Here is a 21,238-nt window from a genome sequence, read left to right on the forward strand (position 1 = left end):
AAACCCTGCCTAAACTTTCCGTCCGTTCCTTTGAAATCAGTCATTTTTTTCACAAATTCTGTGCTATTCGTTACATGGGACAGGGCTCAAATGCGGGACATTTCGGTGCACTCTGACGCGTAAGCGTTGGCTGAAGGTCCGGTTTTGCACAAGCAAGGTGCAGCAATTCAGAAAGTTGCACTGCTGCAGCGCAAAAGCATGATTATGAATACGTATTCATGTTGTATCGGGGTGAGCTTCCACATAGAAATAGCATAGTTGTCATCCTTCATGCCCCTGGGTATGGAGCACGCAACCAAATAACTATGAAACACCACACCGGGGATGAAGGGCAATGAAACATTACAAACTCAACTTGCTGACACTGGCACTGGCTGCGGCCGGTTTCAGTGCATCAGGCTTTGCAGCGCAAGAAACAACTGCAGATACCGCGAAAAAACTCACACCAACTGAAGCACGGGCTAAGGCCAAAGCAGAAGCAGCTGTCGAAATTATCGAAATCAAAGGCTTCCGCCGTTCAGTAGTTGAATCCATCAACACCAAACGCTTTTCAACCAACGTGGTTGAATCTATCTCTGCCGAAGATATCGGTAAGTTACCGGATTCCAGTATTGCAGAATCTATTTCCCGTCTGCCAGGTCTGGCGTCACAGCGTCTGGACGGTCGCGCCAGCCGCGTCAGTATCCGTGGTTTCGGTGAAAACGAAAGTGCCACCACATTCAACGGCCGTGAGCAGGTCTCTATCGGTGACAACCGCGGCGTAGAATTCGATTTATATCCGTCTGAAATCATGAGCGGCGTGACTGTATATAAAACGCCAAACGCCACACTGGAAGCTGAAGGCATCGCCGGTGTGATCGACATGCAGACGGTCAAACCATTAAGCCGCGAGCGTACTATTCAGTTCAACGGCCAGTACGAAATGACCAGCCTGGACAAGCTGAACCCGGATGGTAAAGATGCCGGTGCCCGTGGCACGTTCTCGTACATCGACAAATTCGCCAATGACACCATTGGTGTGGCTTTTGCGTATTCAAAAATGAGCTCGCCAAACCAGGAAAAACGCTGGAACGCCTGGGGCTATCCTGACTTTTCAGTTGATGGCAAAAACTACTCTGTATTAGGTGGCGCCAAGCCGTTTGTGCGCTCATCTGTGCTGGACCGTGATTCAGCGCTGTTAGTGGTTGAAGCGGCACCAAACGACAAACTGAAAATGACGTTTGACGCGCTGTATGTTGATTTCTCTGACGAAAAAATTCTGCGCGGTATCGAAATTCCATTCGCCTGGGGTTACAACCGTGGCTCTTCAGCGCTTGCTGTGGATCCGGCCACCGGCTTTGTGACCAAAGCAAAAGTCAGCAATGAATATCTGGTTGTGCGTAACGATCTGGAAAACCGCGACGCCAAAATGAACGCGTTTGGCTTTAACGCCGATTACAACCTGAATGATGACTGGACGTTAAACTTCGACGCCAGCCACTCCTCCGTTGAACGCGAAATCTGGTCCTTTGAAAGCTACGCCGGTACCGGCCGTGGTGACAAGCTGGGTGTTGGTGACAACCTGAGCTATGAATTCCGTCCAGGTAACTCAGGCGCTGTGTTTACGCCAAGCCTGAACTATGGCGATTACAACCTGATTAAACTGGGTGGCCCACGCAGCTGGGGCTGGAGTACCGCACTTAACCAGAAATTTGGTGTGGTCGGCAACGATCTGTATGAGAACACGGCACAAGACGGTTTTATCAACGCGCCAACCGTGGATGACGAAATGAGTGCCTTTAAACTGGCGGCCACGCAGATGCTGGAAGATGCCGGCATGTTTACCAAAATGCATTATGGCGCGTCATTTAAAACCCGTGAAAAAGACAAAAAGTCTGAAGGTTACTTCATGACTTTAAAAGACTTCCCAGCCATGGTGACTGTGCCTGAGAAGTACCGGATGGGCACTGTCAATCTGGATTTCATCGGTATGGGCAACATGATTGCTTATGATTCAGGTGCGATGCTGAACGACGGTTATTATGTGTTAACCGCCGAGAGCCTGACCAATCAGAGCCACTCATTTAAAACCTGGACTGTGAACGAAGATGTGCTGTCTTTATACACACAAGCCGATTTAGAAGCTGAAGTCGGTGGTATTCCGGTGACAGGTAGCGTTGGCGTGCGTTATGTGAAAACTGAGCAAGATTCACAAGGCACCGCTTTTGGTAGTGTGAACGGTTTGATCGTGGCATCACCAACCGACATCGACCATAGCTTCAACCATGTGTTGCCAAGCCTGAACCTGATTTTTGATGTAGCAGAAAACCAGTCAGTACGTTTTGGTGCCGCCAAAACCATGTCACGGCCGCGTCTGGATGAAATGAACTCTTCTGTAGGTGCAACCTACAGCCAGCAGGTTGACAGCAATGGTAACAACTGGAGCATCAGTGGTGGTAACCCGCTGCTGGAGCCTAAAGAAGCGCTGGGTATCGACTTATCATACGAGAACTATTTCTCTGATGAAGGTTACTTCTCTGTCGCTTACTTCTGGAAAGATCTGAACGAATGGATCTTCGACGGTAAGTATCAGGTTGATTTAGCTGGTGTTGCAGATCCAAGTACTGGCAAAGTGCCAGCAACCTCACGCGCAACCGGTTCAGGTAAAGTGAATGGTGGTGGCGGTACGCTGCAAGGTGCTGAGTTCTCAGTGACTTTACCACTGAATATCGTGACTGAAATGTTGGACGGTTTTGGTGTGATCGCCAGCTATACCTCAGTCGAGCAGGATATTAAGGATCCGCTGGGTAAAGACTTCGAACTGCCAGGTCTGTCGAAAGAAATCATCTCTGCCACTGCTTTCTATGAAAACAATGGCTTCCAGGCCCGTGTCAGCGCGCGTAAACGCGGTGACTTTAAAGGCGACGTCTACGGTATCGGTTTCGATACGCAACAAGTGGATATCGAAGGCGAGACGATTGTTGATGCCCAAATCGGCTTTGACTTCGGTGAAGCCGGCTTTAAAGACCTCGATGGTCTGTCAATCTTCCTGCAAGGTCAGAACTTAACGGACGAACCATTTGTGTCAACACAAGGTTCTGCGCTGAAAATCCGTGACTATCAGGAATACGGCAGCACCTACCTGTTAGGCTTCAGCTATAAGCTGTAATTTCTGCCACAATCAAAGCCCTGGTTCGCCGGGGCTTTTTTTATGTACAGAGAAGGACGGTATAGTGAATCAGGGATTTTGAAACGCCAACAGTTTGGCGTTTCGCCTGATGAACGCCATTTGCTCTGCAAATGGCAAAATGCAGGTACGTGGTACCCAGAGCTTTGTGGCGATGTACAGAAAGTACGGACCAGCGCATCGCGTTGTTAAAAATTGCTCCGGGCAATTTATTTATGCTGTCGGTATCGTGAAATCAGTGCGGAGTGCGTATGCAACAACCCCAACAAATTAAACAGGTCGTGATCCTCGGTGGCGGTACTGCGGGTTGGATTAGCGCAGCGTTAATGGTCAAATTACTCGGCAAATCGATCAGCATCACGCTGGTCGAATCCGATGAGATTGGCATTGTGGGGGTCGGCGAAGCGACTATTCCGCCGATCATGACGTTTAATGCAGCCTTGGGCATAGATGAAAAAGCTTTTGTCCGGGCCACCAAAGGCACCATCAAACTCGGCATCGAGTTTGAAAACTGGCGCCAGGTTGGCGACCGCTATATGCATGCGTTTGGCGGCATCGGCAAAGAATTTCCGAGCTGTAATTTCCATCATTTCTGGGTGCGCAGCCAGCAACTTGGAATGTCATATGATTTCTGGGATTTTTCGCTGGCCTATCAGGCGGCGGTACAACACAAATTTGCTCATCTGAATAAAATCGATGGGGTGAATCTGCCTGGCTTATCTTACGCCTATCATTTTGATGCTGGTCTGTACGCGCAGTTTTTACGCCAGTTCAGTGAAAATCTCGGTGTACGTCGGGTCGAAGGCAAAGTCAGCCAAGTGTTGCGCCATGCCGACAGCGGCGATGTTGCCAGTCTGGTACTGCATGACGGGCAGCAAATCCATGGTGATTTGTTCCTCGACTGTAGCGGTTTGCATGCATTACTGATTGAAAAAACGCTCAACACCGGTTTTGAAGACTGGAGCCACTGGTTGCCGGCCGACAGCGCGCTGGCGGTGCCTTGTGCTTCAGTTGACCCCATCACGCCTTATACCAAATCTATTGCCCATGCCAAAGGCTGGCAGTGGCGCATTCCGCTGCAACATCGCATCGGCAATGGTTTTGTCTATTCCTCAAAATACTGCACCGATGAAGAAGCCAAAGCGACTTTGCTGGCCAATCTGGATGGTGAACCGCTGGCAGAACCGCGGAAGATTTCGTTTAAAACCGGCCGCCGGCGCAAGCAATGGAGTCACAATGTAGTCAGTATTGGCTTGTCGAGCGGATTTCTCGAGCCGCTCGAATCCACCAGTATTCATCTGATCCAGTCCGGAATACTGCGCCTGCTGAAGTTCTTCCCCAATAACGGTATTTCCCCGGCGATGCGCGATGAATTTAACCGCTTATCGCAGATTGAATTCGAGCAAATCCGCGACTTTATTATCCTGCATTACAAACTGAATGAACGCACCGACAGCCAGTACTGGCTGGACTGCGCCCGGATGGAAGTGCCCGAAAGTCTGCGCCGCAAAATGGCGATGTTCCGAGAAACTGGCATGGTGCAGCGCGAGCAGGACGAACTGTTTTCCGAGATCGCCTGGCAGCAAGTGATGATTGGGCAGGGCGTGATGCCGGCGGATTATCACAGTATGGCGAATGCTATCGATGAAAAAGCATTAAAAGAGTTGCTGGATAACCTCAAAGCCGTGATGCAGCTGACCGTAAGCCGGATGCCGCCGCATCAGGACTTTATCAACTTCTGTACGCGCTGAGGCGAAGATGGCGACAGGCCCAAACTGTATTGCTGCTGTGTTGATGCTGGCTGTCTGTGCCGGCGTGCAGGCGAACGATGGTCCTTTGCAGGTCCAGTCACCGGACTGGCGCGATCAGGTGATTTATTTTGTGCTGACCGACCGCTTTGCCGACGGCGACCCGACCAACAACGATCAAGGCGCCGGTGAATTTAACCCGGCTAAATCCAGCCATTACAGTGGCGGCGACCTCAAAGGCATCAGGCAGAAACTGGATTATATTCAGGGCCTTGGCGCCACCGCGTTGTGGCTGACACCGCCGGTGGCGAATCAGTGGTGGAGCGACAAAGCGCAATATGCCGGCTATCACGGTTATTGGGCGACAGATTTTCAAAGCGTCGATGCACACTATGGCACGCTGGCGGATTATCAACAGTTGTCGCGGGCATTACATGGCCGTGGTATGTATTTGATCCAGGATATTGTGGTCAATCATACCGGTAATTTCTTTGGCTATGACGGACCATATGATGCCAAAGATACTGCGAGAAACTTTGTGTTGTATGAAGGCCAACACAGTCGCCAACCAGCGCCGCTGCAGCCGCCATTTCACCAAATCAACCGCTTAGATCCTGCACAGGCCAACGCCAATATTTATCACTGGACGCCGCCGATCAGCGATCCGACCGTACCGGGCCAGGAATTTAATTACCAGCTGGCGACCCTGGCCGATTTAAACACCGCCAATCCGCGGGTGCGTCAGGCGCTGAAGCAAAGTTACCGTTATTGGCTGGAACAGGCCGGCGTCGATGCCTACCGGATTGATACGGCGAAATATGTGGAACACGAATTCTGGCAGGATTTCCTGCATGCGCCGGATGGCGTGCTGGCGAAAGCGCGTGAACTGGGCAAGCAGCATTTTCTCGCCTTTGGCGAAGTGTTTGAGGCGTCTAAACCGTTTCAGGCCGACGGCGAACAGAAAATCCGGCGTTTTCTCGGAAGTGCAACGCAGCCTGAGCTGAATTCCGTCATCGCCTTTCCGCTGTATTTTGAGCTGAATCAGGTACTGGCAGAAGGCCAGCCGCCGGCGCAGCTCGGTTATCGCTTGCAGCAACATGTCAGTCAGTTTCCGCAGCCTCATTTACTACCAACCTTCCTGAATAATCACGATACCAAACGTTTTCTGGCGGCCGGTAGTCCGGCGGCTTTCCTGCAGGCTTATGCCTTACTGTTTACCATTCCGGGGATTCCGGTGATTTATCAGGGCGACGAACAGCAGCTGCCAGAAACGCGTCAGGCGATGTTTGCCGGTGGTTGGGGCGCGACAGGCGATGCATTTAATCGCCAGCACAGCATGTATCAACAGATTCGCCAACTGGCGGACTTACGCAAACAGCACAAGTTATTCAGCCGCGGCGAGTTTAAGCTGATGCAGGCCGATGCGCAGGGCGCCGGTATCCTGGCTTATCAGATGCGTGCCGCCGGTCAGACCTCAGTGGTGGTGATGAATACCGCCGACAGTCCGCGCTTGCTCAGTACGTTGGCGCTGGGCAGTCAGCAGGCCAAAGTGCTGTGGCAAAGTCCGGGTGCCTTGTCGGCACCGCTGCAACCGAACAGCGCCGGAGAACTGACGCTGGAACTGCCGGGCCGTGCTGTGCTGGTGTTGCAACCGCAGGCTGGTAGCAGTGTCAGTCCGGTCAGTACTGCACCGGTATTGCAGTGGCACTCGCTACCGCAAGGGACGCTGCAGCAGGATGTCTGGGTACAGGGTCATACTGACCAGCCGGAGGTGCCTATTCTGCCGGTGCTGAACGGGCAACTGCAGCAGCTGGCAGCAGTCAAAGCTGCCGCTGATGGCTCTTTCCGGTTTTTACTGCCGGTGCGGGATTTAGGCCGGCAACAGCAGCGATTGCAACTGTATCAGCCGAAAACCGGCGCACTGAGCCGCGAATGGCAATTTCAGACGGAAGTCGCCAACGCCAGCTGGCAGGCCGATGTGACAGATCCGGCCGGCGATGATCATGGGTTTGATGGCAGTTACACCGGCCCGACCCAACAACATTCGCAGCAGCAACGCGATATCCGTGCTCTGCGGGCCCGGGCTGGTGGCAATGTGTTGGAGCTGGAACTGCAAATGCAGCAAATCAGTCAGTATTGGGCACCCGCCAACGGTTTTGACAATGTGCATCTGGCGCTGTTTTTCCATGTACCCGGTGCGCCACAGTTGCCATCGGCTCAGCAACTACCCGGAATAGGGCGGGCAATGCCGCAGCAGCTGAACTGGCAGTTGGGGCATTTCCTGTTTGGCTGGGGCAACTCGGTGTTTAATGCCGAAGGTGCCAGCCGCAGCGCGACCGGCAAAAAGCTTGGTGCCGCGCCGCAGCTGCAGGTTGATGCTGCCAAAGGGCTGATCAAGATCCGTTACGATGCGGCTGCTCTCGGGCTGCCGGGCTGGGACGGGGCAAAAATTTATCTGTCGAGCTGGGATAAGACCGGTGAAGGCGTGTTGCGCGAGATCGGGCTGACGCCATCACCGTGGAATTTTAAAGCGTCGAAGCTGGATGCGCCCAAAGTGATCGATGATCTGTGGCTGGAACTGCAGCCGGTAGCCGCGACAGATCGGCCTGACGAACAGACGACAGGTCTGACCATAAAATAAGCGGGAACTGCAGTGGTTTTCCTCAGTCACACCTCAGGTCTGGTTGGTTACCAGACACTGGTGATAAATGGAGGGAAATATTGATGATGTCAAAAATCCGCAGCCGGATCATACAGTTCCTGCAGTTAAGCCAATGCCGGTTTGACGTGGATGGTCAAAAAATTCATACCTGTAATGCCTGTCTAACCTTTCTGGACCAAGCGTTGCTCATCGAACGCCCCGGCAAACCCAGCCGCTTCATGCCCTACGACAAACTGAATCTGGACCGCTTATTGTTCCTGATTAACCCGGCTATCCGGGTACATTAAGCCGCAGCATATCGGCAGCTTTGTGTTATTTTGCTGAGATCCGACAGCGTCCGTGTTGAGGAGTCCGGACATGACTGATCTGCGTATAGCGACATTAAATCTGTTGAATTTTGCCGCGCCGCCGCTGGCTTGTTACGAGTGGGATAATATTTATTCTGCGGCGCAGTGGCAGCAAAAAACCAGCTGGCTCAAAAACTTGCTGCAACAACAGCAGCCAGACGTGCTGGCGCTGCAAGAGGTGTTCTCCGTCGATGCTTTACAGCAATTATTAGCCCCGCTGGGTTATCACTGGTTCGCCACGGCAGAAGCGCCGGCACTGGTCGACGAGCATGTATTCAACAAACCGGTAGTGGCCATTGCCAGCCGGTATCCAATTCTCAGTACTGAAGCGGTCACGGCCAGTCCGGCGGCGCTGGCGCAGTTGGGCCTGACCAGCTTCCAGTTCAGTCGCAGTCCGCTGCTGGTGCAAATCCAGACCCCGCAGTTTGGCCCGGTGTTTATCGCCAGTGTGCACTTAAAATCACGCCGCCCGGCGGAGCTGACGGACGCTGCGCTTGCGCTGTGGGTTTCTGAGCTGCAACGTGGCCATGAAGCGGCCTTGCTGGCGCAGGCCCTTGCCACACGCTGTCAGGCGCAGCCATTAGTGCTGGCCGGTGATTTTAATGATGTGTTGAGTTCGGCATTGTTACAGCCATTGCTGGCAGTCGATCGCAGCCAACGACCATTGTTTATGCTGCAGGACAGTGCTGATTTAGCGGTCGCTGGTACCAGACCCGCAACCCATTATTATGGCGCGGCCGGGCAAGTTCTGGATTATCTGTTGGTGTCGGCTGCGTTTGACCCGCGCCATCATCATGCTTGTGGTGAAGTCAGCACTTATCAGGTGGTCGATCAGCATTTAGTCCGGCCGGAGTTTGCGCGCGACGGTTACAGCAGTGACCACGCGCTGGTGCAAATTCAGTTGCGGGCGATCAGGCCTCAGTCGTCGCCGGCGTAGCAGTCGCATGGTCAGAGGACGTTACCTGCTCTGGATCTGCTGTGGTTGCTGCGGCAACATCGGCTTCGGCGCTGGCTTTATGTTTCAGCCGGATTGAGTTTTTGACCTGAATATTTTTCTTTTGTTTGGCACGTTTGGCGATTTTCTTCTTCAGGGCTTTGGCTGAGCACATGGCAGGGTTCCGGTATAAATCTTAAAGAAGGCTATTTTAGCGGATCCTGTGCGCCGCGCCCAGCTTTGCTTGTCCATCAAGCTGGTCGCGCAATAGTTGTGGCCGGTAACTGAGTTCCAGTTGTTGTAATTCGCCACTTTGTTGCAGCCGCCGGATGGCTTTATTCAGGGCTGCCATGGTCGCGGGGCCGACGGTTTTCTGGCTGGCCATCAGATGCGCTGGGGTGATATGCAGGTTCGGGCTGGCCTGGCGGATATCCATCACCCGATCCGGCCCAACAAAATGATAAAACAGGTCGGCGTCAATCAACACCAGCTCACCGCGACTGGGCGTGGCAAATAGCAGCTCAGTGCCGATTTTGGCATCCGGATAGGCGGTATAGCGTTTTTCCTGCCGAAACCGGTTGCGGTATTGTTCGAACTCGATGCCATACCAACCGCTGGCCGGGCCAATCAACCGTAAGCCGAGCCGCAACGCGTCGGCCAGTGTCAGGGTTTGTGGCAAATCGCTACGGACTCTAGCGTACAAGCCGACAATTTCCTGCCGGTACGGCTGGCTGAACCAGGCAAAACGGTCGCGGTCTGGTGTTTTGGAAGCCCGGATCATCAGATCAATATCGCCGTCCTGCAGACTTTTGATAATTCTGGCGCCGGTCATTGGTGTGACATGCCAGCGCCATTGGCAACCGGCGGCCTGCATGATGGCCTGTACCATCTCAACGTCCATGCCACGCAGTTGCCCGCTGGGGTCGTAATAGGCTGAGGGAGCATGTAAATCCAGATGGACCCGCAGCGGTTGTGGGCAAACGGTGTCAGGTTTTGCCCGCGCCGCTGCCGGACAGGCAAAACCTGCGAGTACCATCACCATTAAAATCAGTCGTTTCAACACATCAATCTCACAGGTATTCGCCATCGACCAGCATGGCAGGCCACCACCTTCATTATCCGGCATTCAGGCCAATCGACTGGTCTTATCTGCATATTTGGTAATTGTCGGCGGTTCTGGCTAAAATGTCGCCCTTTTTCCGAGAAATGGCGCAAATATGCGGATTATTCTGGCCCCGATGGAAGGGGTTGTCGACCATCTGATGCGCGACATGTTGACGCAGATCGGTGGCTTTGATTTATGCATCACCGAATTTGTCCGGGTGGTTGACCAGCTATTGCCACGCCGGGTGTTTACCCGGCTTTGTCCGGAGTTACTCAATGGCGGCAAAACGCCGGCGGGTACACCGGTGCGGGTGCAGCTGCTTGGCCAGGAACCGGAATGGCTGGCTGAAAATGCCGCGCGGGCGGTGGCGCTTGGTTCGCCTGGCGTCGATTTGAATTTCGGCTGCCCGGCTAAAACGGTGAACAAAAGCAAAGGCGGAGCGGTGTTGCTGAAAGAAACCGAGACGTTGTACCGCATTATGCAGGCTGTGCGTTCTGCGGTGCCGGCAGAGTTTCCGGTCACCGCTAAAATGCGGCTTGGCTTTGATGATACCAGTCTGGTGCTGGATAACGCCCGCGCGTTGGCTGAAGCTGGCGCTTCAGAGCTGACCGTGCATGCGCGTACCAAAGCCGATGGCTATCGACCACCGGCCTATTGGCCCTGGATCGCCGAAATCCGCAAAGTCATTACGATCCCGGTGATCGCCAACGGCGAGATCTGGCAACCAGCCGATGCACAGCTGTGCCGGCAACAGTCTGGCAGCAGCGATATTATGCTCGGGCGTGGCGCGCTGGCGCAGCCGAACCTGGCGCTGCGCATTCGTGACGGCGTACCACTGATGCCATGGCCGCAGGTGCTGGAGATGCTGATGCGTTACTCCGAGTACGAAATTGCCGGTGACAAAGGTTTGTATTACAGCAACCGCATCAAACAATGGTTCAGTTATCTGCGTTTGCAGTATCCGCAAGCGGAAGTGTTGTTCCAGCAATTGCGGTTGCTGCGTAAAAGCGCTGATATCGTGTTGTTACTGCAACAACACCTCAGGCAGTCCGCATAGCACCGCGAACCCGCCTGAACCACAATGCCAGCCCCATGCCACAGACACCGCTTAGCATCAGCACGGCAAATGGCAGTACCGACGTCTGGCCGCCGAGCGCTAACAATGGTCCGGCTGCCGCCCCAGCACCAAAGCGCAAGGTGCCAATCACTGCTGTGGCGGTGCCGGAATGCTCCGGGAATTCCATCAGGATCAGCGCATCGGCGTTGGTGGCACAAATCCCGAGGCTCGCCATCAGTGGAATAATGGCTGTGACGACTGCCCATAACGGCGCGTCAATGATACCCAGCAATGTCAGCAACAATGCCCAGATCCCCGCGCTGGTAAAAGCGATGTGGAGTAAACGTGCGCTGCCATGCTTTACCACCAGTCGGGCATTGGCAAAGTTCGCCGCGATCAGCGCCAGTACATTACAACCAAACAGCACACTGAAAGTGGTGGTATCCACGTGGAAATGGCCGATGTAGATGAATGGAACTGCAGTCAGAAAACAGAAAAAACTGAACGAGGCGAACATCGACACAGCGATCAACGGCTGCGCCATGTTGCGGCTTAATACCGTGCGATAGGCGCTGAAAAACTCCGGTTTGCGCTTGCTGTCCGGATGCGTCGGCGGAAAAAATCGCCAGCTGCACAGCAGGATCAACAAGCCATAGCCGGCCAGCGTCAGAAAGATCCAGCGCCAGTCCGCGATGCTGAGCACGCCACTGCCAATCGCCGGCGCCAGCAGCGGTGCCAGCATCATCATCATCGACACATATGACATGCCTTTAGCGGTATGTTCTTGATACAGCTGGCGGATCATGCCCGGTACCACCACGGTAGCGGCGCTGCCAAAGAAGGCCTGCAAAGCGCGAGCAACAAGGAAACTTTCAATGCTGGTGCATTGGCTGAGCCAGATACTGCTGGCGACAAAACCAGTAAGACCAAACAAGACCAGCGTGCGCCGGCCAATCGCGTCAGCCAGCGGGCCAAACAGCAGCATGCCAATCGCATAAAACGCCAGAAAGATACTGAGGGATTGCTGCACAGCGCCGGCATCGGTCTGCAGTGCCTGACTTAACAGCGGCATCGCCGGCAGGTACATATCAATCGCCAGCGGGGTTACAGCCACCACTGAGGCAAATAGCGCGATCAGCGCCAGTGAGGGACGGTTCGCCATCTCAGTCTTTCTCTGTTCGGAAAAACTGATATTTTACCGCATCAATAGCGCTTGAATGATCGTAAAAGCCGAAAGGAAATCCGCACTTCAGCGCATAATTGTGAATTGTCAGGGGCGCAGGACTGTGAGCAATGCTCAGCGCGGCAGCTCTTTGATCAGCCGTGCCGGTTGTCCGGCCACCAGCGTGTATGGCGCCACATCACGATTAACCACAGTGCCGGCCGCGATCACGGCGCCTTCGCCAATACACACGCCGGGCAAAATAACAGCACCGCCGCCGATCCAGACCCGATCGGCGATCTGCACCGGTAGCGCTTGTTCGATGCCGGTGACCCGCTCACTGGCAGCCAGCGGGTGGCTGACGGTATAAATCTGTACGGCGGGGCCGAGCATCACATCATCGCCGATGCGGATAGTGGCAGCGTCCAGCAGCACACAATGATGATTGGCATAAAAACGCTGCCCCAGTTCGATGTTCACGCCGTAATCACACCAGAAATCCGGCTCGATGTAACAGCTGCCAACTTTGCCAAACAGCTGTCTGGCCAGTTGCTGGTGCGCTTTAAATGGTTCCGGGCCTTGGTCATTGAGCTGACGACACAGCTGCTTGGCGCGGCGCCGCAGTTCAGCAAGTTCGCGGTCGCGCGGGTCAAACCACTGTTGTTGCGCCATTTTTTCACGTTCAGAAGTCATTTCAGAGATTCGCTTAGCAGGTTTTAGTTTTGTTGCAGCTCGTTGCGGTTCCACAGGTTTTGCTGCTTCGGATCGGCAAAAAACTCATCGGGGTGCCAGCAGCGCGGCAAAAAATGGCGCAACTGCGCCGGTTCAAAACTCGAGGACAGCTTGCTGAGGATCTCTTGCAAACGTGCTTCCGGGATCACCGCCAGCTTTTGCCGCGCCGGTTTAAAATACAAATTGTGATCAACGCTGACTGCCAGGTTGGTGCCGGAGGTACGGTAACGCAAATTGCGCGTGACACCGCGACAGAGCGGCGTTTCCGGACTTGGCGGATACAACGAATTGACGATGGCAAATTCGTAGCGTTCGGCGCTGGCTGTGGTTTTATCTTTCGGCAAATAAACAATGCCATAACCTTGCGGGAAAATGCCGGTGATGGTCAAAAGCTGGTCGACCATCCGCTCGTCATACTGACCGGCACGGGCACCATTTTTTAAGATCAAAGCGACTTTGGGCAGTGATTCATAGACAAAACGTGCGCGGCCCGGCAGTACTGCTGAGGCATAGACCTGCGGAATGCGCAGCAAATTTCCTACACCGCTGCCAGGCGCGCCGGCGGTGCGCAGTACGGTAGCGGCGAAAGCCATTTTTTCCTGTTCGTTCTGCTGATATTCAGCACGCTCGCTTTTTGAGTTGCCGCGGTAGGTCGGCATGCCAATACCTTTGAGTAAAAAACGTACGCTGGCCTGCAGGCTGATCTCGAGGAATTCTTGCCGCTCTATGCTGTTGAACTGTAAACGATAACTGGGTTGGCTGCCGTCGGCCTGTAACAGCCGCATCGCGTCTGGATGGTAATGGCCGACATCCTGCAGCAACACGGCCATCAGCAGCGGGATTTGCACGTCATCGCGAAACGGACAATAAGCCTGCTGATCTGGCAACTGCAGCATCTGCTGGCGCTGAGTGACTTTTTTCAGAATATAACTATTGGTGATCAGGTTTTGTTCGAGCAAATGGTCGAGCAGGCGCAGGCTCAGCACTGCTTTGTAAAACGGCTTATATTTTTGTTGCATCGCCGCCATGCCGTCGCCTTCACTTGGCGCCAGCAGCTGCAGCGTGCCGAGCAGGCGGGAAGAACGTAAAATGGTTTCCTGGCGGTTTTGGCCTTCGGTCAGCTCCAGCAACTGCTGACACAACAGGTACAGCTGCGCGTATCGTTGCTGTTGTAGTTGCTCATAACGATATTCGGCGTCAAACAATTGCTGGCGTTTTTGCTGGACGTCAGCGATCAGCATTGCTTCGGTTTTGCGAGTGGCCTGCGCCAGTTGCGCCTGACTTTGTTCCCAGATCTGTTGCAAAGCGGCAATTTCTGCGCTGTCTTGCTCGTCGCGGCTGAAAAAACGTGCAGCGGTACCGTAGACGGACAGCTGGAAGCGAGAGCCCGAAAGTAAACCGCTGATAAGCTTACCTAAGTTCTTGCTGTAACTATTTTCAACGGGGGGCTTGGGATCGGTGGTCATCCACACTGGTCTCTGTACTGGTGCTTGGGGCGTGTCAAAACTACACCATAGCTGAACTCCAGTCCGACGGGAAGGGAAGACGCAGTCGCTGCCAGTTTTTGTTGCACCGCCGATGCACAATGCGGTAGTGGCGTTGCTGCGGAACTGCATAACAAAGTTGCGCCTTGCAGCTTGCTGGCATAGTATTCCAGAACGACGTCCATCTGCTAAGTTGTTCTGGAACACCATTTTTTAATTGATGCGGTGTTTCTGTGACTATCAGACCTGATGATAATCACGCAGCTGAAATCTGGCCCAAACAGGAGCCTTCATGAAAAAGAATAAAGTACTGAACACCGACGATGTATTGATTACGCTTTGTGCGTCGGTCACACAGGTGTTTGCCGCCGCCGGCAATTCGCAAATCGCCTATTCTCCGATGGTGCAAAAGATCCACAAAACTTGTTTACGCCCGGATTTAGGCTGTTTTGTGTTGTTTGACGGTGGTTTTTCTGGTCTGGTGGTGATCAACTTCACGGCAGAAGCCGCGATGGAAATCTACCGCAAATATATGATGAGTATGGGGATGCCGGAAACTGAACTGGCGCAGTTCCACACGTCCGATGAAGTCGGTAACGTGATGGGTGAGCTGATGAACCAAATCGTTGGTGACTTTACCAATCGCGTGCGGCAGGAACTACAGACGTCGATCAATCAAAGCCAACCAAAAATGATGGCGATCAACAAGCAGGTACAGATCCTGATCAATACCCAGTTGGATCAGCCACAAGCGCGCCGCGTTACTTTTAACACGCCATTACACAACATTTTTTATCTCGAACTGGCGATGGATAAAACCGAATTTATTCAGTTACATGACTTTGAAACGGCCGAAGAAGAGAATGTCGATGACATTCTGGCCAATGCCCACAGTCAGCCCAGTGCCGATGCAACTCCGGCCGCAGGCAATGCTGTAGATGATGATTTCCTCGCCAATCTCGGGTTGTAATCCGACAGATTATTCAGGATAAAAGCAAAACCGCGGTTATTCAGACCGCGGTTTTTTTTTGCTGCCGGCCGGATCTACCGGCAATGACAGGCTGAAGCGGGCGCCGCCGAGCAGTGAGTCATCGATCCACAACCGACCCTGGTGCCAGCCGACAATGCGGCTGACGATCGCCAGTCCCAGACCAAAACCACCTTTGTCGCGGCTGCGACTTTGATCGACCCTGACAAACGGCTGCAATATGGCTTCACGCTGGTCGGGCGGTATGCCCGGGCCATCATCTTCGACCACCAAATGCAGCCGGTTGCTGTGCTGTTGCACGGTCAACATCACCTGACTGCGGGCATATCGTTTGGCATTCAACAGTAAATTTTGCAGCGCCCGTTCCAGATAATGACCATCACAGGTCCATCTCAAGCGGGCCGGGCGCTGCAGCAATATGGGTGCGCCAGGCAACGGTGCCAGTTTTTCCAGCAAATTTTCCAGTAGCTCGACCAGGTCAACCTCTTCAAAAGTCAGCCGGACGGTTTGCGCTTCGAGCCGGGCGTAATCCAGCATTTCGTCGACCAGTTGGTCAAGCTCGGCCAGATCTTGTTGCATCGCCTGTTTTTCGCTCTCAGCCAATGGCTGTAACTCCAGCGCGAATTTTAGGCGTGCCAATGGTGTGCGCAATTCATGGGAGACCGCATGCGTCATTTCGCGTTGCAGCGACATCAACCGGATGATTTGGCTGGCCATTTGGCGCACGCTACGGGCGATAGGGGCCAGTAATGAACTGTCCGGCAGCGGTGGATCCGGCATCTGCATGCCCTGACCAAACTGGTGTAACTGGCGTTGTAGTCGTTCAATATCGCGGGCCACCGGCCAGAGCCAGCCGGCCAGCGCTACACCCAGCAACAGAAAAAATAACAGGGTAAACAGGTAAGTGTTGTGTACCGGCGCTTCCACCTGCACCGGACCAAACTGTAGCAACTGATTTTGCTGCGTCTGATAAAAGTACACCTGGTTATCACTGAACAGTGGCACCAGCTGGCCACGCTCCAGCGCCTGTTGTTCGGCGTCAGACCAGGCAATACTTTGGGCGGGCAGCGTCTGGAGTGGCAGATTCAGCTGGGCAGCAACCTGTTCGGCGCTGAGATCAGGGGTGGTCAGCTGATAGGCCAGACTTTGACCCAGTAGCTCGACCCAGCCCGGCAAATCCGGGCTTTGGCTTTGTTCCCACAACCGTTCGACCGACCAGCCGATCGCCAGTAATACCAACAAGATAAAAAGATAAAATCGCAGGAATAACCGGCGCATGCTCAGTTCCAGGCGTCGGCGACAAACAGATAGCCTTTGCCCCAGACTGTTTTGATCCGGAATGGCGTTTCAGCGTTGTCGCCCAGTTTCCGGCGCAAATGCGACACGCGTACGTCCACCGTCCGATCCAGGCCATCGTATTCACGGCCAATGATTTGTTTGTGAATGGCTTCGCGTCGCACGGTTTGACCGGCGTGTTTGGCCAGCATCCACAGCAGGTCAAATTCGTAACTGGTCAGCTCTACCAGCTGCTCCGCATAGTAGGCTTCGCGGGCTGATTGATTCAGTTTCAGTTTGCCAAATTCCAGGCGTTGCTGATCGGCTGTGGTGCCACCCTGAGTGCGGCGCAGCAGCGCATGAATGCGGGCCAATAGCACCCGAGGTTCGACCGGTTTAATCACATAATCATCAGCGCCCAGTTCCAGCCCCAACACCTGGTCGATATCACTTTGTTTGGCCGTCAGCATCAGAATGGGCTGGCGATACCAGCCGCGTAGCGCCCGGCAGACGGCGAAGCCATCGAGGCCTGGTAACATCAAATCAAGCACGACCAGCTCCGGGCCGAATTCTTTACAGGCTTGTTCGGCCCGCAGGCCGTTGTCACAGATTTGGACACTGTAACCGTGTTGTTGCAAAAAGCTCTGGACCAGACTAGCCAGGCGTTGGTCATCTTCGACTAACAGGATTTTACTCATCAGAACACACTCCAGGGGGCGACTAACCGGCGTTTGCGATCCGGTTGACGACTTAAAACCGATAATTGCCGGCTCAGGCGCATCTTGCCATCGACCAGCAAGTGAAGTTGACCCGGGCCATCCAGTTGCGCCTGATATTGCAGCCGACCGGAAGTTTGTTGCTGCCAGCAATGTAATGATTGTCCGGCCAGCTCTGCGCAGACGGAAATGGGGTGGGGATGTTGCCACGACAGCTGAAAGTCCAGTGCACAGCTATCCGCAGTCTGGTTGGCGATACAAACTACGGGCTGCACCTGCCAACACAAAGCGCGATCACATTGCGCATCTGACTGCATCGCCTGCACCAGACCGCTCCATAGCATCGTGAACAAAACCACAGCCCGCATCAGAGAAACCGGTAACTGAAGCCGACAAACCAGCTTTTAACCGCAGATTCCTGCAACAAAGGGCTCTGCATCCTGCCGGGCTCGGCCGGTATTGCCACATCGGCATTAAGCCAGCGATAACGCCATAAACTTAATAATTGCCAGCGTTCAGTGAGCGGATATTGCCATTGCAGACTGATTTCGGGTTGCCAGCTGGCCTTAGCACGGTATTCCAGACCGTCACCTTCCTGTGCGTTCAGACCATAATAAGTATGCATTAAGTGCTGATCCTTCCATGCCAGTGCTGCACCAAATTGCCATTCACCAATGCGGCTGTGCCAGCCTGTACTGGCTGCCAACCGCAGATGCTGCCCATCATATTGCTGGCTGATATCGTGCCACCAGTTCAATTTAAGATGCAGTCCGGGTAAAAACCAGTTGAGCTGCAGACCACCATCGAGTGCTAATGGTCTTTTGTCTGCTTGTGAAATAGAAAGTTCTTGTTTCGTCGCCACTTTTTGTACCGGACCTGCCACACCCATATCAGAGATAAATTGTGATTCAAACAGGTTGACGGGAGACCGTCGACGGAAATACCCTTGTTCTTCGTTCAAGCGGCTGACCAAGCTGAGTTGCAGGTCAGGTCGGAGTTCCCAGCTATAACCGAGCGTGGCATTGTCAAAAAACCAGTGCTCGCCGTAATAACTGAGATCTGGCATCAGCCAGAGTGGAATATTGTGGCCGCCGTGAAGTGGATTGGAACGATATCCGGCGCCCATGGCCAGACTAAACTGCCATTGCTCGCTGGCGATACATGGTTCCGTTTCGTTGGCGGCCGTGCAGTCGGCTTGTACAGGTGTAGAGACACCCAAAACCAGAATAATTAAGTACAATGCCCGTAACATCATGACCAGAGCCTGTGGTGCTGCAATTGTCGGCACTTTAGCATCGCGGCAGATGTGAGGCAGCAAAAATAACATTGTTTCACAAATTGGCCGGGGAATTGTCACAGAAGCATCCGGATGTCTTGCATAGACTGGCCCGACGCTTTGTGAATGGAGAAACACAGTGCAAAACGAATTTGATGCACCTGCCCCAGGGCGGTTTTGCCGGCTACAGATCATGGCTTTTCTGGTGCTGAATATGCTGGGCTCTTGTGTACATACATCGCCGCCCCAACATGTCAGCCAACCGCAAGTTAATCCGGTGTCCCAGCAGCTCAGCACTAAACCCGCTCAAATCACCGCAAGTAATGCCTGAACCTGGCCCTAGCCAGGTTTTTATGCCGCCAGTTTGCTTGCCCGCAGCAGCCTGTTGTGGCACCTTAGCAGCCTGATGTCAGGTCTGGCCGTGCACGGGTTTCGTCGCGCGATTGTGCAGACCCGCGGTAACCTGGCGTTGCAGGCCTATGGGGAATTTTGCGGTATGAAAGGAAAAGCCACTTCGTTTGATATTGCCTATCTGGCGGGCGTGTCACAATCGACAGTATCCCGCGCATTGCGGGATAGTCCGGCGGTCAATCAGGAAACCAAAGATAAAATCTTCGCGATCGCCAAACAACTGAATTATAAAGTCGACAAAAATGCCAGCAATCTGCGTAAACAATGCAGTGGCACGCTGGCGCTGTTGTTGTTTGAAGACCCTACCGTCGACGATTCACAAATCAATCCGTTTTTCTTATCCATGCTGGGTAGCATCACCCGGGCCTGCACCAAACGCGGTCATGATTTATTACTTCTTTTCAGCAGCTTAGCAATGACTGGCATGCTGATTACGAAGACAGCAAAAAAGCTGATGGCATTATTTTGCTTGGCTACGGCGATTACATCGACTACGAAGAAAAGCTGCAGCAACTGTTAGCTCAACAAACCCATTTTGTCTGCTGGGGCGCGCAGGTCGAGGGGCATCCAGAGTTCACTATCCGCAGTAACAATCGGGAAGGTGGTCGTCAGGCGGCGACGCATTTGTGGGAGCTTGGTTATCGCAGTTTTGCCTTTATTGGCATAGCCTCAGATCACGCGCCGGAATTTTTTGAGCGCTATCAGGGTTATCTGGACGTCCTGGTAGAACATGGTATTAGCCCAGAGGATGTGCCGCAATTTGATGCCATCTCCACCGAACAGGCCGGATACAGTGCGACTCAGCAGTTATTTGCCGCCGGACATCGTCCGCGGGCAATTTTCACCGCCAGTGATTTGATCGCAATTGGTGTGATCCGAGCGGTGCAGGCCGCTGGTCTGCGCGTGCCGGAAGATGTGGCGGTCGTTGGTTTTGACGATATTCCTATGGCCAGTTTCTGTACGCCGGCCTTAACGACTATTCAGCAAAACACCACGCTGGCCGGCGAAATGTTGGTGGTCAACCTGTTGAAACTGATTGCGCAGGAAAGCATCAATCAGACTGAAATCGAACCGAAAATGATTGTGCGGCGCTCATGTGGCAGCGCGCAGGTCACCAGTGCTTCCTGATGACCCCGATCAAAACCACCCTGCACCCACGCAACCCGTTTGCGGCATCATATCCTTTGGCGGAGCTGGCTCTACTGCAACCCGGCCTGACCGCGCACCTGAAAAGCACGCCTGATGGCAGGGATACGCTGAACTTTGCTGATCCTGAGGCGGTGCAGCTGCTGAATACTGCGCTGTTACAATGGCAATTTAATTTACAGCACTACCAGATCCCGCCGGGTTATCTGTGTCCGGCAGTGCCGGGGCGGCTGGATTATTTGCTTTACCTGCAGGATTTGCTGACCGACAGCCATCAAGGCAAAAAAGTCCCGGCCAGCGCAGTGCAGTTGTTGGATATTGGCTGCGGCGCCAATCTGATTTACTGCTTGCTGGCGGCAACTGCGTTGCGTTGGCAGGCGATTGGCAGCGATATTGATACAACGGCGCTGGCCAATGCCGAAGAGCTGATCCAGGAAAACGGTCTGCAGCGCCAGATAGGCCTGCGAGCACAGCAGAAGTCACAGGCGATTTTTCATGGCGTGATCAAGCCCGGTGATTATCTAGATCTGACATTATGCAATCCACCATTTCACGACAGTCCGGCTGCCGCAGCGGCGGGCAGTGCGCGTAAACAGCGCAACTTGGGTCTGAGTAACGAGGCGCCATTAAATTTTGCCGGTCAGGCCAACGAGCTGTGGTGTGACGGCGGTGAGCCGGTGTTTTTACGTCAGATGCTGGCGGAAAGTAAAGATTTTGCCAATCAGGTGTATTGGTTCACCACGCTGGTATCAAAACAACAACATCTGGCAAAACTGCAACAGCAACTGCAGCAATTAGGCGCGACTCAGGTTCAGGTTATTGCGATGGCGCAAGGCAACAAACAAAGCCGGATCCTGGCCTGGAGTTTTCTGACGCCGGAACTGGCGGCATTGTGGCGGCAACATCGCTGGCGCCGCTGCTGAAACTATAACCGGTACCCAAAGAACAAAGAAAAACTCCCGGCTCGTTGCATCGCCACAACAAACCGGGAGCGGGAGAGTCGTGCTGGTGCATCGCACCAGCCCATCG

Annotated in this window: 19 protein-coding genes; 10 read left to right on the forward strand and 9 right to left on the reverse strand. The window is 53.7% G+C overall.

The features are described 5' to 3' along the window. Positions 1-334 precede the first annotated feature (334 nt). From ACQ66Q_RS10530 to ACQ66Q_RS10550, 5 genes are all read left to right on the forward strand, one after another. On the forward strand, positions 335-3,148 hold the full coding sequence (locus ACQ66Q_RS10530; protein ID WP_430456754.1) for a TonB-dependent receptor: 2,814 nt from the start codon (positions 335-337) through the stop codon (positions 3,146-3,148). A 269-nt stretch (positions 3,149-3,417) separates the two neighbouring features. Further along, a complete protein-coding gene (locus ACQ66Q_RS10535) occupies positions 3,418-4,917 on the forward strand; it encodes a tryptophan halogenase family protein (RefSeq protein ID WP_430456755.1) in 1,500 nt (499 codons plus the stop codon). Between the two features lie 7 nt (positions 4,918-4,924). Then, positions 4,925-7,555 carry an alpha-amylase family glycosyl hydrolase gene (locus tag ACQ66Q_RS10540; RefSeq protein WP_430456756.1) on the forward strand — a complete coding sequence of 877 codons (2,631 nt, stop codon included), beginning with the start codon at positions 4,925-4,927 and terminating at the stop codon, positions 7,553-7,555. Positions 7,556-7,638: 83 nt separating this feature from the next. Next, positions 7,639-7,863 carry a hypothetical protein gene (locus ACQ66Q_RS10545; RefSeq protein ID WP_430456757.1) on the forward strand — a complete coding sequence of 75 codons (225 nt, stop codon included), beginning with the start codon at positions 7,639-7,641 and terminating at the stop codon, positions 7,861-7,863. Positions 7,864-7,933: 70 nt separating this feature from the next. Then, positions 7,934-8,860, forward strand: coding sequence for an endonuclease/exonuclease/phosphatase family protein (locus tag ACQ66Q_RS10550; RefSeq protein ID WP_430456758.1), 927 nt, complete (start codon positions 7,934-7,936; stop codon positions 8,858-8,860). On the opposite strand, the gene ACQ66Q_RS10555 is transcribed toward ACQ66Q_RS10550, so the two are convergent. Both ACQ66Q_RS10555 and ACQ66Q_RS10560 read right to left on the reverse strand, forming a co-directional pair. Then, positions 8,835-9,032 carry a hypothetical protein gene (locus ACQ66Q_RS10555; protein ID WP_430456759.1) on the reverse strand — a complete coding sequence of 66 codons (198 nt, stop codon included), beginning with the start codon at positions 9,030-9,032 and terminating at the stop codon, positions 8,835-8,837. The two genes, ACQ66Q_RS10550 and ACQ66Q_RS10555, sit on opposite strands and share 26 nt — an antisense overlap. A 36-nt stretch (positions 9,033-9,068) precedes the next feature. Then, the gene (locus tag ACQ66Q_RS10560) at positions 9,069-9,983 is read right to left on the reverse strand and encodes a substrate-binding periplasmic protein (RefSeq protein ID WP_430456760.1); all 915 of its coding nucleotides are present in this window, start codon (positions 9,981-9,983) and stop codon (positions 9,069-9,071) included. A 91-nt stretch (positions 9,984-10,074) separates the two neighbouring features. Between ACQ66Q_RS10560 and dusC the strand changes: the two genes are divergently transcribed. Then, positions 10,075-11,019, forward strand: a complete 945-nt coding sequence (gene dusC, locus ACQ66Q_RS10565) for a tRNA dihydrouridine(16) synthase DusC (protein ID WP_430456761.1) — start codon at positions 10,075-10,077, stop codon at positions 11,017-11,019. Here dusC and ACQ66Q_RS10570 read toward each other — a convergent pair. The 3 genes from ACQ66Q_RS10570 to ACQ66Q_RS10580 form a co-directional block, all read right to left on the reverse strand. Further along, positions 11,003-12,181: a multidrug effflux MFS transporter gene (locus tag ACQ66Q_RS10570; protein ID WP_430456762.1), complete on the reverse strand. Its 1,179-nt coding sequence runs from the start codon at positions 12,179-12,181 to the stop codon at positions 11,003-11,005. The two genes, dusC and ACQ66Q_RS10570, sit on opposite strands and share 17 nt — an antisense overlap. Positions 12,182-12,316: 135 nt before the next feature. Next, on the reverse strand, positions 12,317-12,874 hold the full coding sequence (locus ACQ66Q_RS10575; protein WP_430456763.1) for a sugar O-acetyltransferase: 558 nt from the start codon (positions 12,872-12,874) through the stop codon (positions 12,317-12,319). 23 nt (positions 12,875-12,897) lie between these two features. After that, positions 12,898-14,379 carry a hypothetical protein gene (locus tag ACQ66Q_RS10580; protein WP_430456764.1) on the reverse strand — a complete coding sequence of 494 codons (1,482 nt, stop codon included), beginning with the start codon at positions 14,377-14,379 and terminating at the stop codon, positions 12,898-12,900. A 310-nt stretch (positions 14,380-14,689) separates the two neighbouring features. On the opposite strand from ACQ66Q_RS10580, the gene ACQ66Q_RS10585 reads away from it, so the two are divergent. After that, complete coding sequence (locus tag ACQ66Q_RS10585; protein ID WP_430456765.1) at positions 14,690-15,367, forward strand: DUF3334 family protein; 678 nt, start codon at positions 14,690-14,692, stop codon at positions 15,365-15,367. A 36-nt stretch (positions 15,368-15,403) separates the two neighbouring features. On the opposite strand, the gene ACQ66Q_RS10590 is transcribed toward ACQ66Q_RS10585, so the two are convergent. The 4 genes from ACQ66Q_RS10590 to ACQ66Q_RS10605 are packed head-to-tail and all read right to left on the reverse strand — an operon-like array spanning position 15,404 to position 18,631. Continuing rightward, entirely contained in the window at positions 15,404-16,663 is a 1,260-nt protein-coding gene (locus ACQ66Q_RS10590; RefSeq protein WP_430456766.1) for an ATP-binding protein, read from the reverse strand. Between the two features lie 2 nt (positions 16,664-16,665). Further along, entirely contained in the window at positions 16,666-17,358 is a 693-nt protein-coding gene (locus ACQ66Q_RS10595; protein ID WP_430456767.1) for a response regulator, read from the reverse strand. Next, the gene (locus ACQ66Q_RS10600) at positions 17,358-17,744 is read right to left on the reverse strand and encodes a DUF3019 domain-containing protein (protein ID WP_430456768.1); all 387 of its coding nucleotides are present in this window, start codon (positions 17,742-17,744) and stop codon (positions 17,358-17,360) included. Before ACQ66Q_RS10600 ends, ACQ66Q_RS10595 begins: the two co-directional genes overlap by 1 nt. Then, the gene (locus tag ACQ66Q_RS10605) at positions 17,744-18,631 is read right to left on the reverse strand and encodes a MipA/OmpV family protein (RefSeq protein ID WP_430456769.1); all 888 of its coding nucleotides are present in this window, start codon (positions 18,629-18,631) and stop codon (positions 17,744-17,746) included. The genes ACQ66Q_RS10600 and ACQ66Q_RS10605 overlap by 1 nt, the downstream gene beginning before the upstream one ends. A 427-nt stretch (positions 18,632-19,058) precedes the next feature. Between ACQ66Q_RS10605 and ACQ66Q_RS10610 the strand changes: the two genes are divergently transcribed. From ACQ66Q_RS10610 to rlmF, 3 genes are read left to right on the forward strand one after another with little or no spacing between them, the layout of a single operon-like run. Beyond that, the gene (locus ACQ66Q_RS10610) at positions 19,059-19,583 is read left to right on the forward strand and encodes a LacI family DNA-binding transcriptional regulator (RefSeq protein WP_430456770.1); all 525 of its coding nucleotides are present in this window, start codon (positions 19,059-19,061) and stop codon (positions 19,581-19,583) included. Beyond that, positions 19,529-20,191, forward strand: a complete 663-nt coding sequence (locus tag ACQ66Q_RS10615) for a substrate-binding domain-containing protein (RefSeq protein ID WP_430456771.1) — start codon at positions 19,529-19,531, stop codon at positions 20,189-20,191. The genes ACQ66Q_RS10610 and ACQ66Q_RS10615 overlap by 55 nt, the downstream gene beginning before the upstream one ends. Continuing rightward, entirely contained in the window at positions 20,191-21,132 is a 942-nt protein-coding gene (rlmF, locus tag ACQ66Q_RS10620) for a 23S rRNA (adenine(1618)-N(6))-methyltransferase RlmF (RefSeq protein WP_430456772.1), read from the forward strand. The genes ACQ66Q_RS10615 and rlmF overlap by 1 nt, the downstream gene beginning before the upstream one ends. The last annotated feature ends 106 nt before the right edge of the window (positions 21,133-21,238 follow it).

It is taken from the genome of Rheinheimera sp., from assembly GCF_965283995.1.
Lineage (GTDB): Bacteria > Pseudomonadota > Gammaproteobacteria > Enterobacterales > Alteromonadaceae > Pararheinheimera.

What these genes read in the sequence shown, in the direction of transcription:
- ACQ66Q_RS10530 (WP_430456754.1), top strand. Translation starts at nt 335, where the DNA reads ATGAAACATTACAAACTCAACTTGCTGACACTGGCACTGGCTGCGGCC.
- ACQ66Q_RS10535 (WP_430456755.1), top strand. Translation starts at nt 3,418, where the DNA reads ATGCAACAACCCCAACAAATTAAACAGGTCGTGATCCTCGGTGGCGGT.
- ACQ66Q_RS10540 (WP_430456756.1), top strand. Translation starts at nt 4,925, where the DNA reads ATGGCGACAGGCCCAAACTGTATTGCTGCTGTGTTGATGCTGGCTGTC.
- ACQ66Q_RS10545 (WP_430456757.1), top strand. Translation starts at nt 7,639, where the DNA reads ATGATGTCAAAAATCCGCAGCCGGATCATACAGTTCCTGCAGTTAAGC.
- ACQ66Q_RS10550 (WP_430456758.1), top strand. Translation starts at nt 7,934, where the DNA reads ATGACTGATCTGCGTATAGCGACATTAAATCTGTTGAATTTTGCCGCG.
- ACQ66Q_RS10555 (WP_430456759.1), bottom strand. Translation starts at nt 9,032, where the DNA reads ATGTGCTCAGCCAAAGCCCTGAAGAAGAAAATCGCCAAACGTGCCAAA.
- ACQ66Q_RS10560 (WP_430456760.1), bottom strand. Translation starts at nt 9,983, where the DNA reads ATGCCGGATAATGAAGGTGGTGGCCTGCCATGCTGGTCGATGGCGAAT.
- dusC (WP_430456761.1), top strand. Translation starts at nt 10,075, where the DNA reads ATGCGGATTATTCTGGCCCCGATGGAAGGGGTTGTCGACCATCTGATG.
- ACQ66Q_RS10570 (WP_430456762.1), bottom strand. Translation starts at nt 12,181, where the DNA reads ATGGCGAACCGTCCCTCACTGGCGCTGATCGCGCTATTTGCCTCAGTG.
- ACQ66Q_RS10575 (WP_430456763.1), bottom strand. Translation starts at nt 12,874, where the DNA reads ATGACTTCTGAACGTGAAAAAATGGCGCAACAACAGTGGTTTGACCCG.
- ACQ66Q_RS10580 (WP_430456764.1), bottom strand. Translation starts at nt 14,379, where the DNA reads ATGACCACCGATCCCAAGCCCCCCGTTGAAAATAGTTACAGCAAGAAC.
- ACQ66Q_RS10585 (WP_430456765.1), top strand. Translation starts at nt 14,690, where the DNA reads ATGAAAAAGAATAAAGTACTGAACACCGACGATGTATTGATTACGCTT.
- ACQ66Q_RS10590 (WP_430456766.1), bottom strand. Translation starts at nt 16,663, where the DNA reads ATGCGCCGGTTATTCCTGCGATTTTATCTTTTTATCTTGTTGGTATTA.
- ACQ66Q_RS10595 (WP_430456767.1), bottom strand. Translation starts at nt 17,358, where the DNA reads ATGAGTAAAATCCTGTTAGTCGAAGATGACCAACGCCTGGCTAGTCTG.
- ACQ66Q_RS10600 (WP_430456768.1), bottom strand. Translation starts at nt 17,744, where the DNA reads ATGCGGGCTGTGGTTTTGTTCACGATGCTATGGAGCGGTCTGGTGCAG.
- ACQ66Q_RS10605 (WP_430456769.1), bottom strand. Translation starts at nt 18,631, where the DNA reads ATGATGTTACGGGCATTGTACTTAATTATTCTGGTTTTGGGTGTCTCT.
- ACQ66Q_RS10610 (WP_430456770.1), top strand. Translation starts at nt 19,059, where the DNA reads ATGTCAGGTCTGGCCGTGCACGGGTTTCGTCGCGCGATTGTGCAGACC.
- rlmF (WP_430456772.1), top strand. Translation starts at nt 20,191, where the DNA reads ATGACCCCGATCAAAACCACCCTGCACCCACGCAACCCGTTTGCGGCA.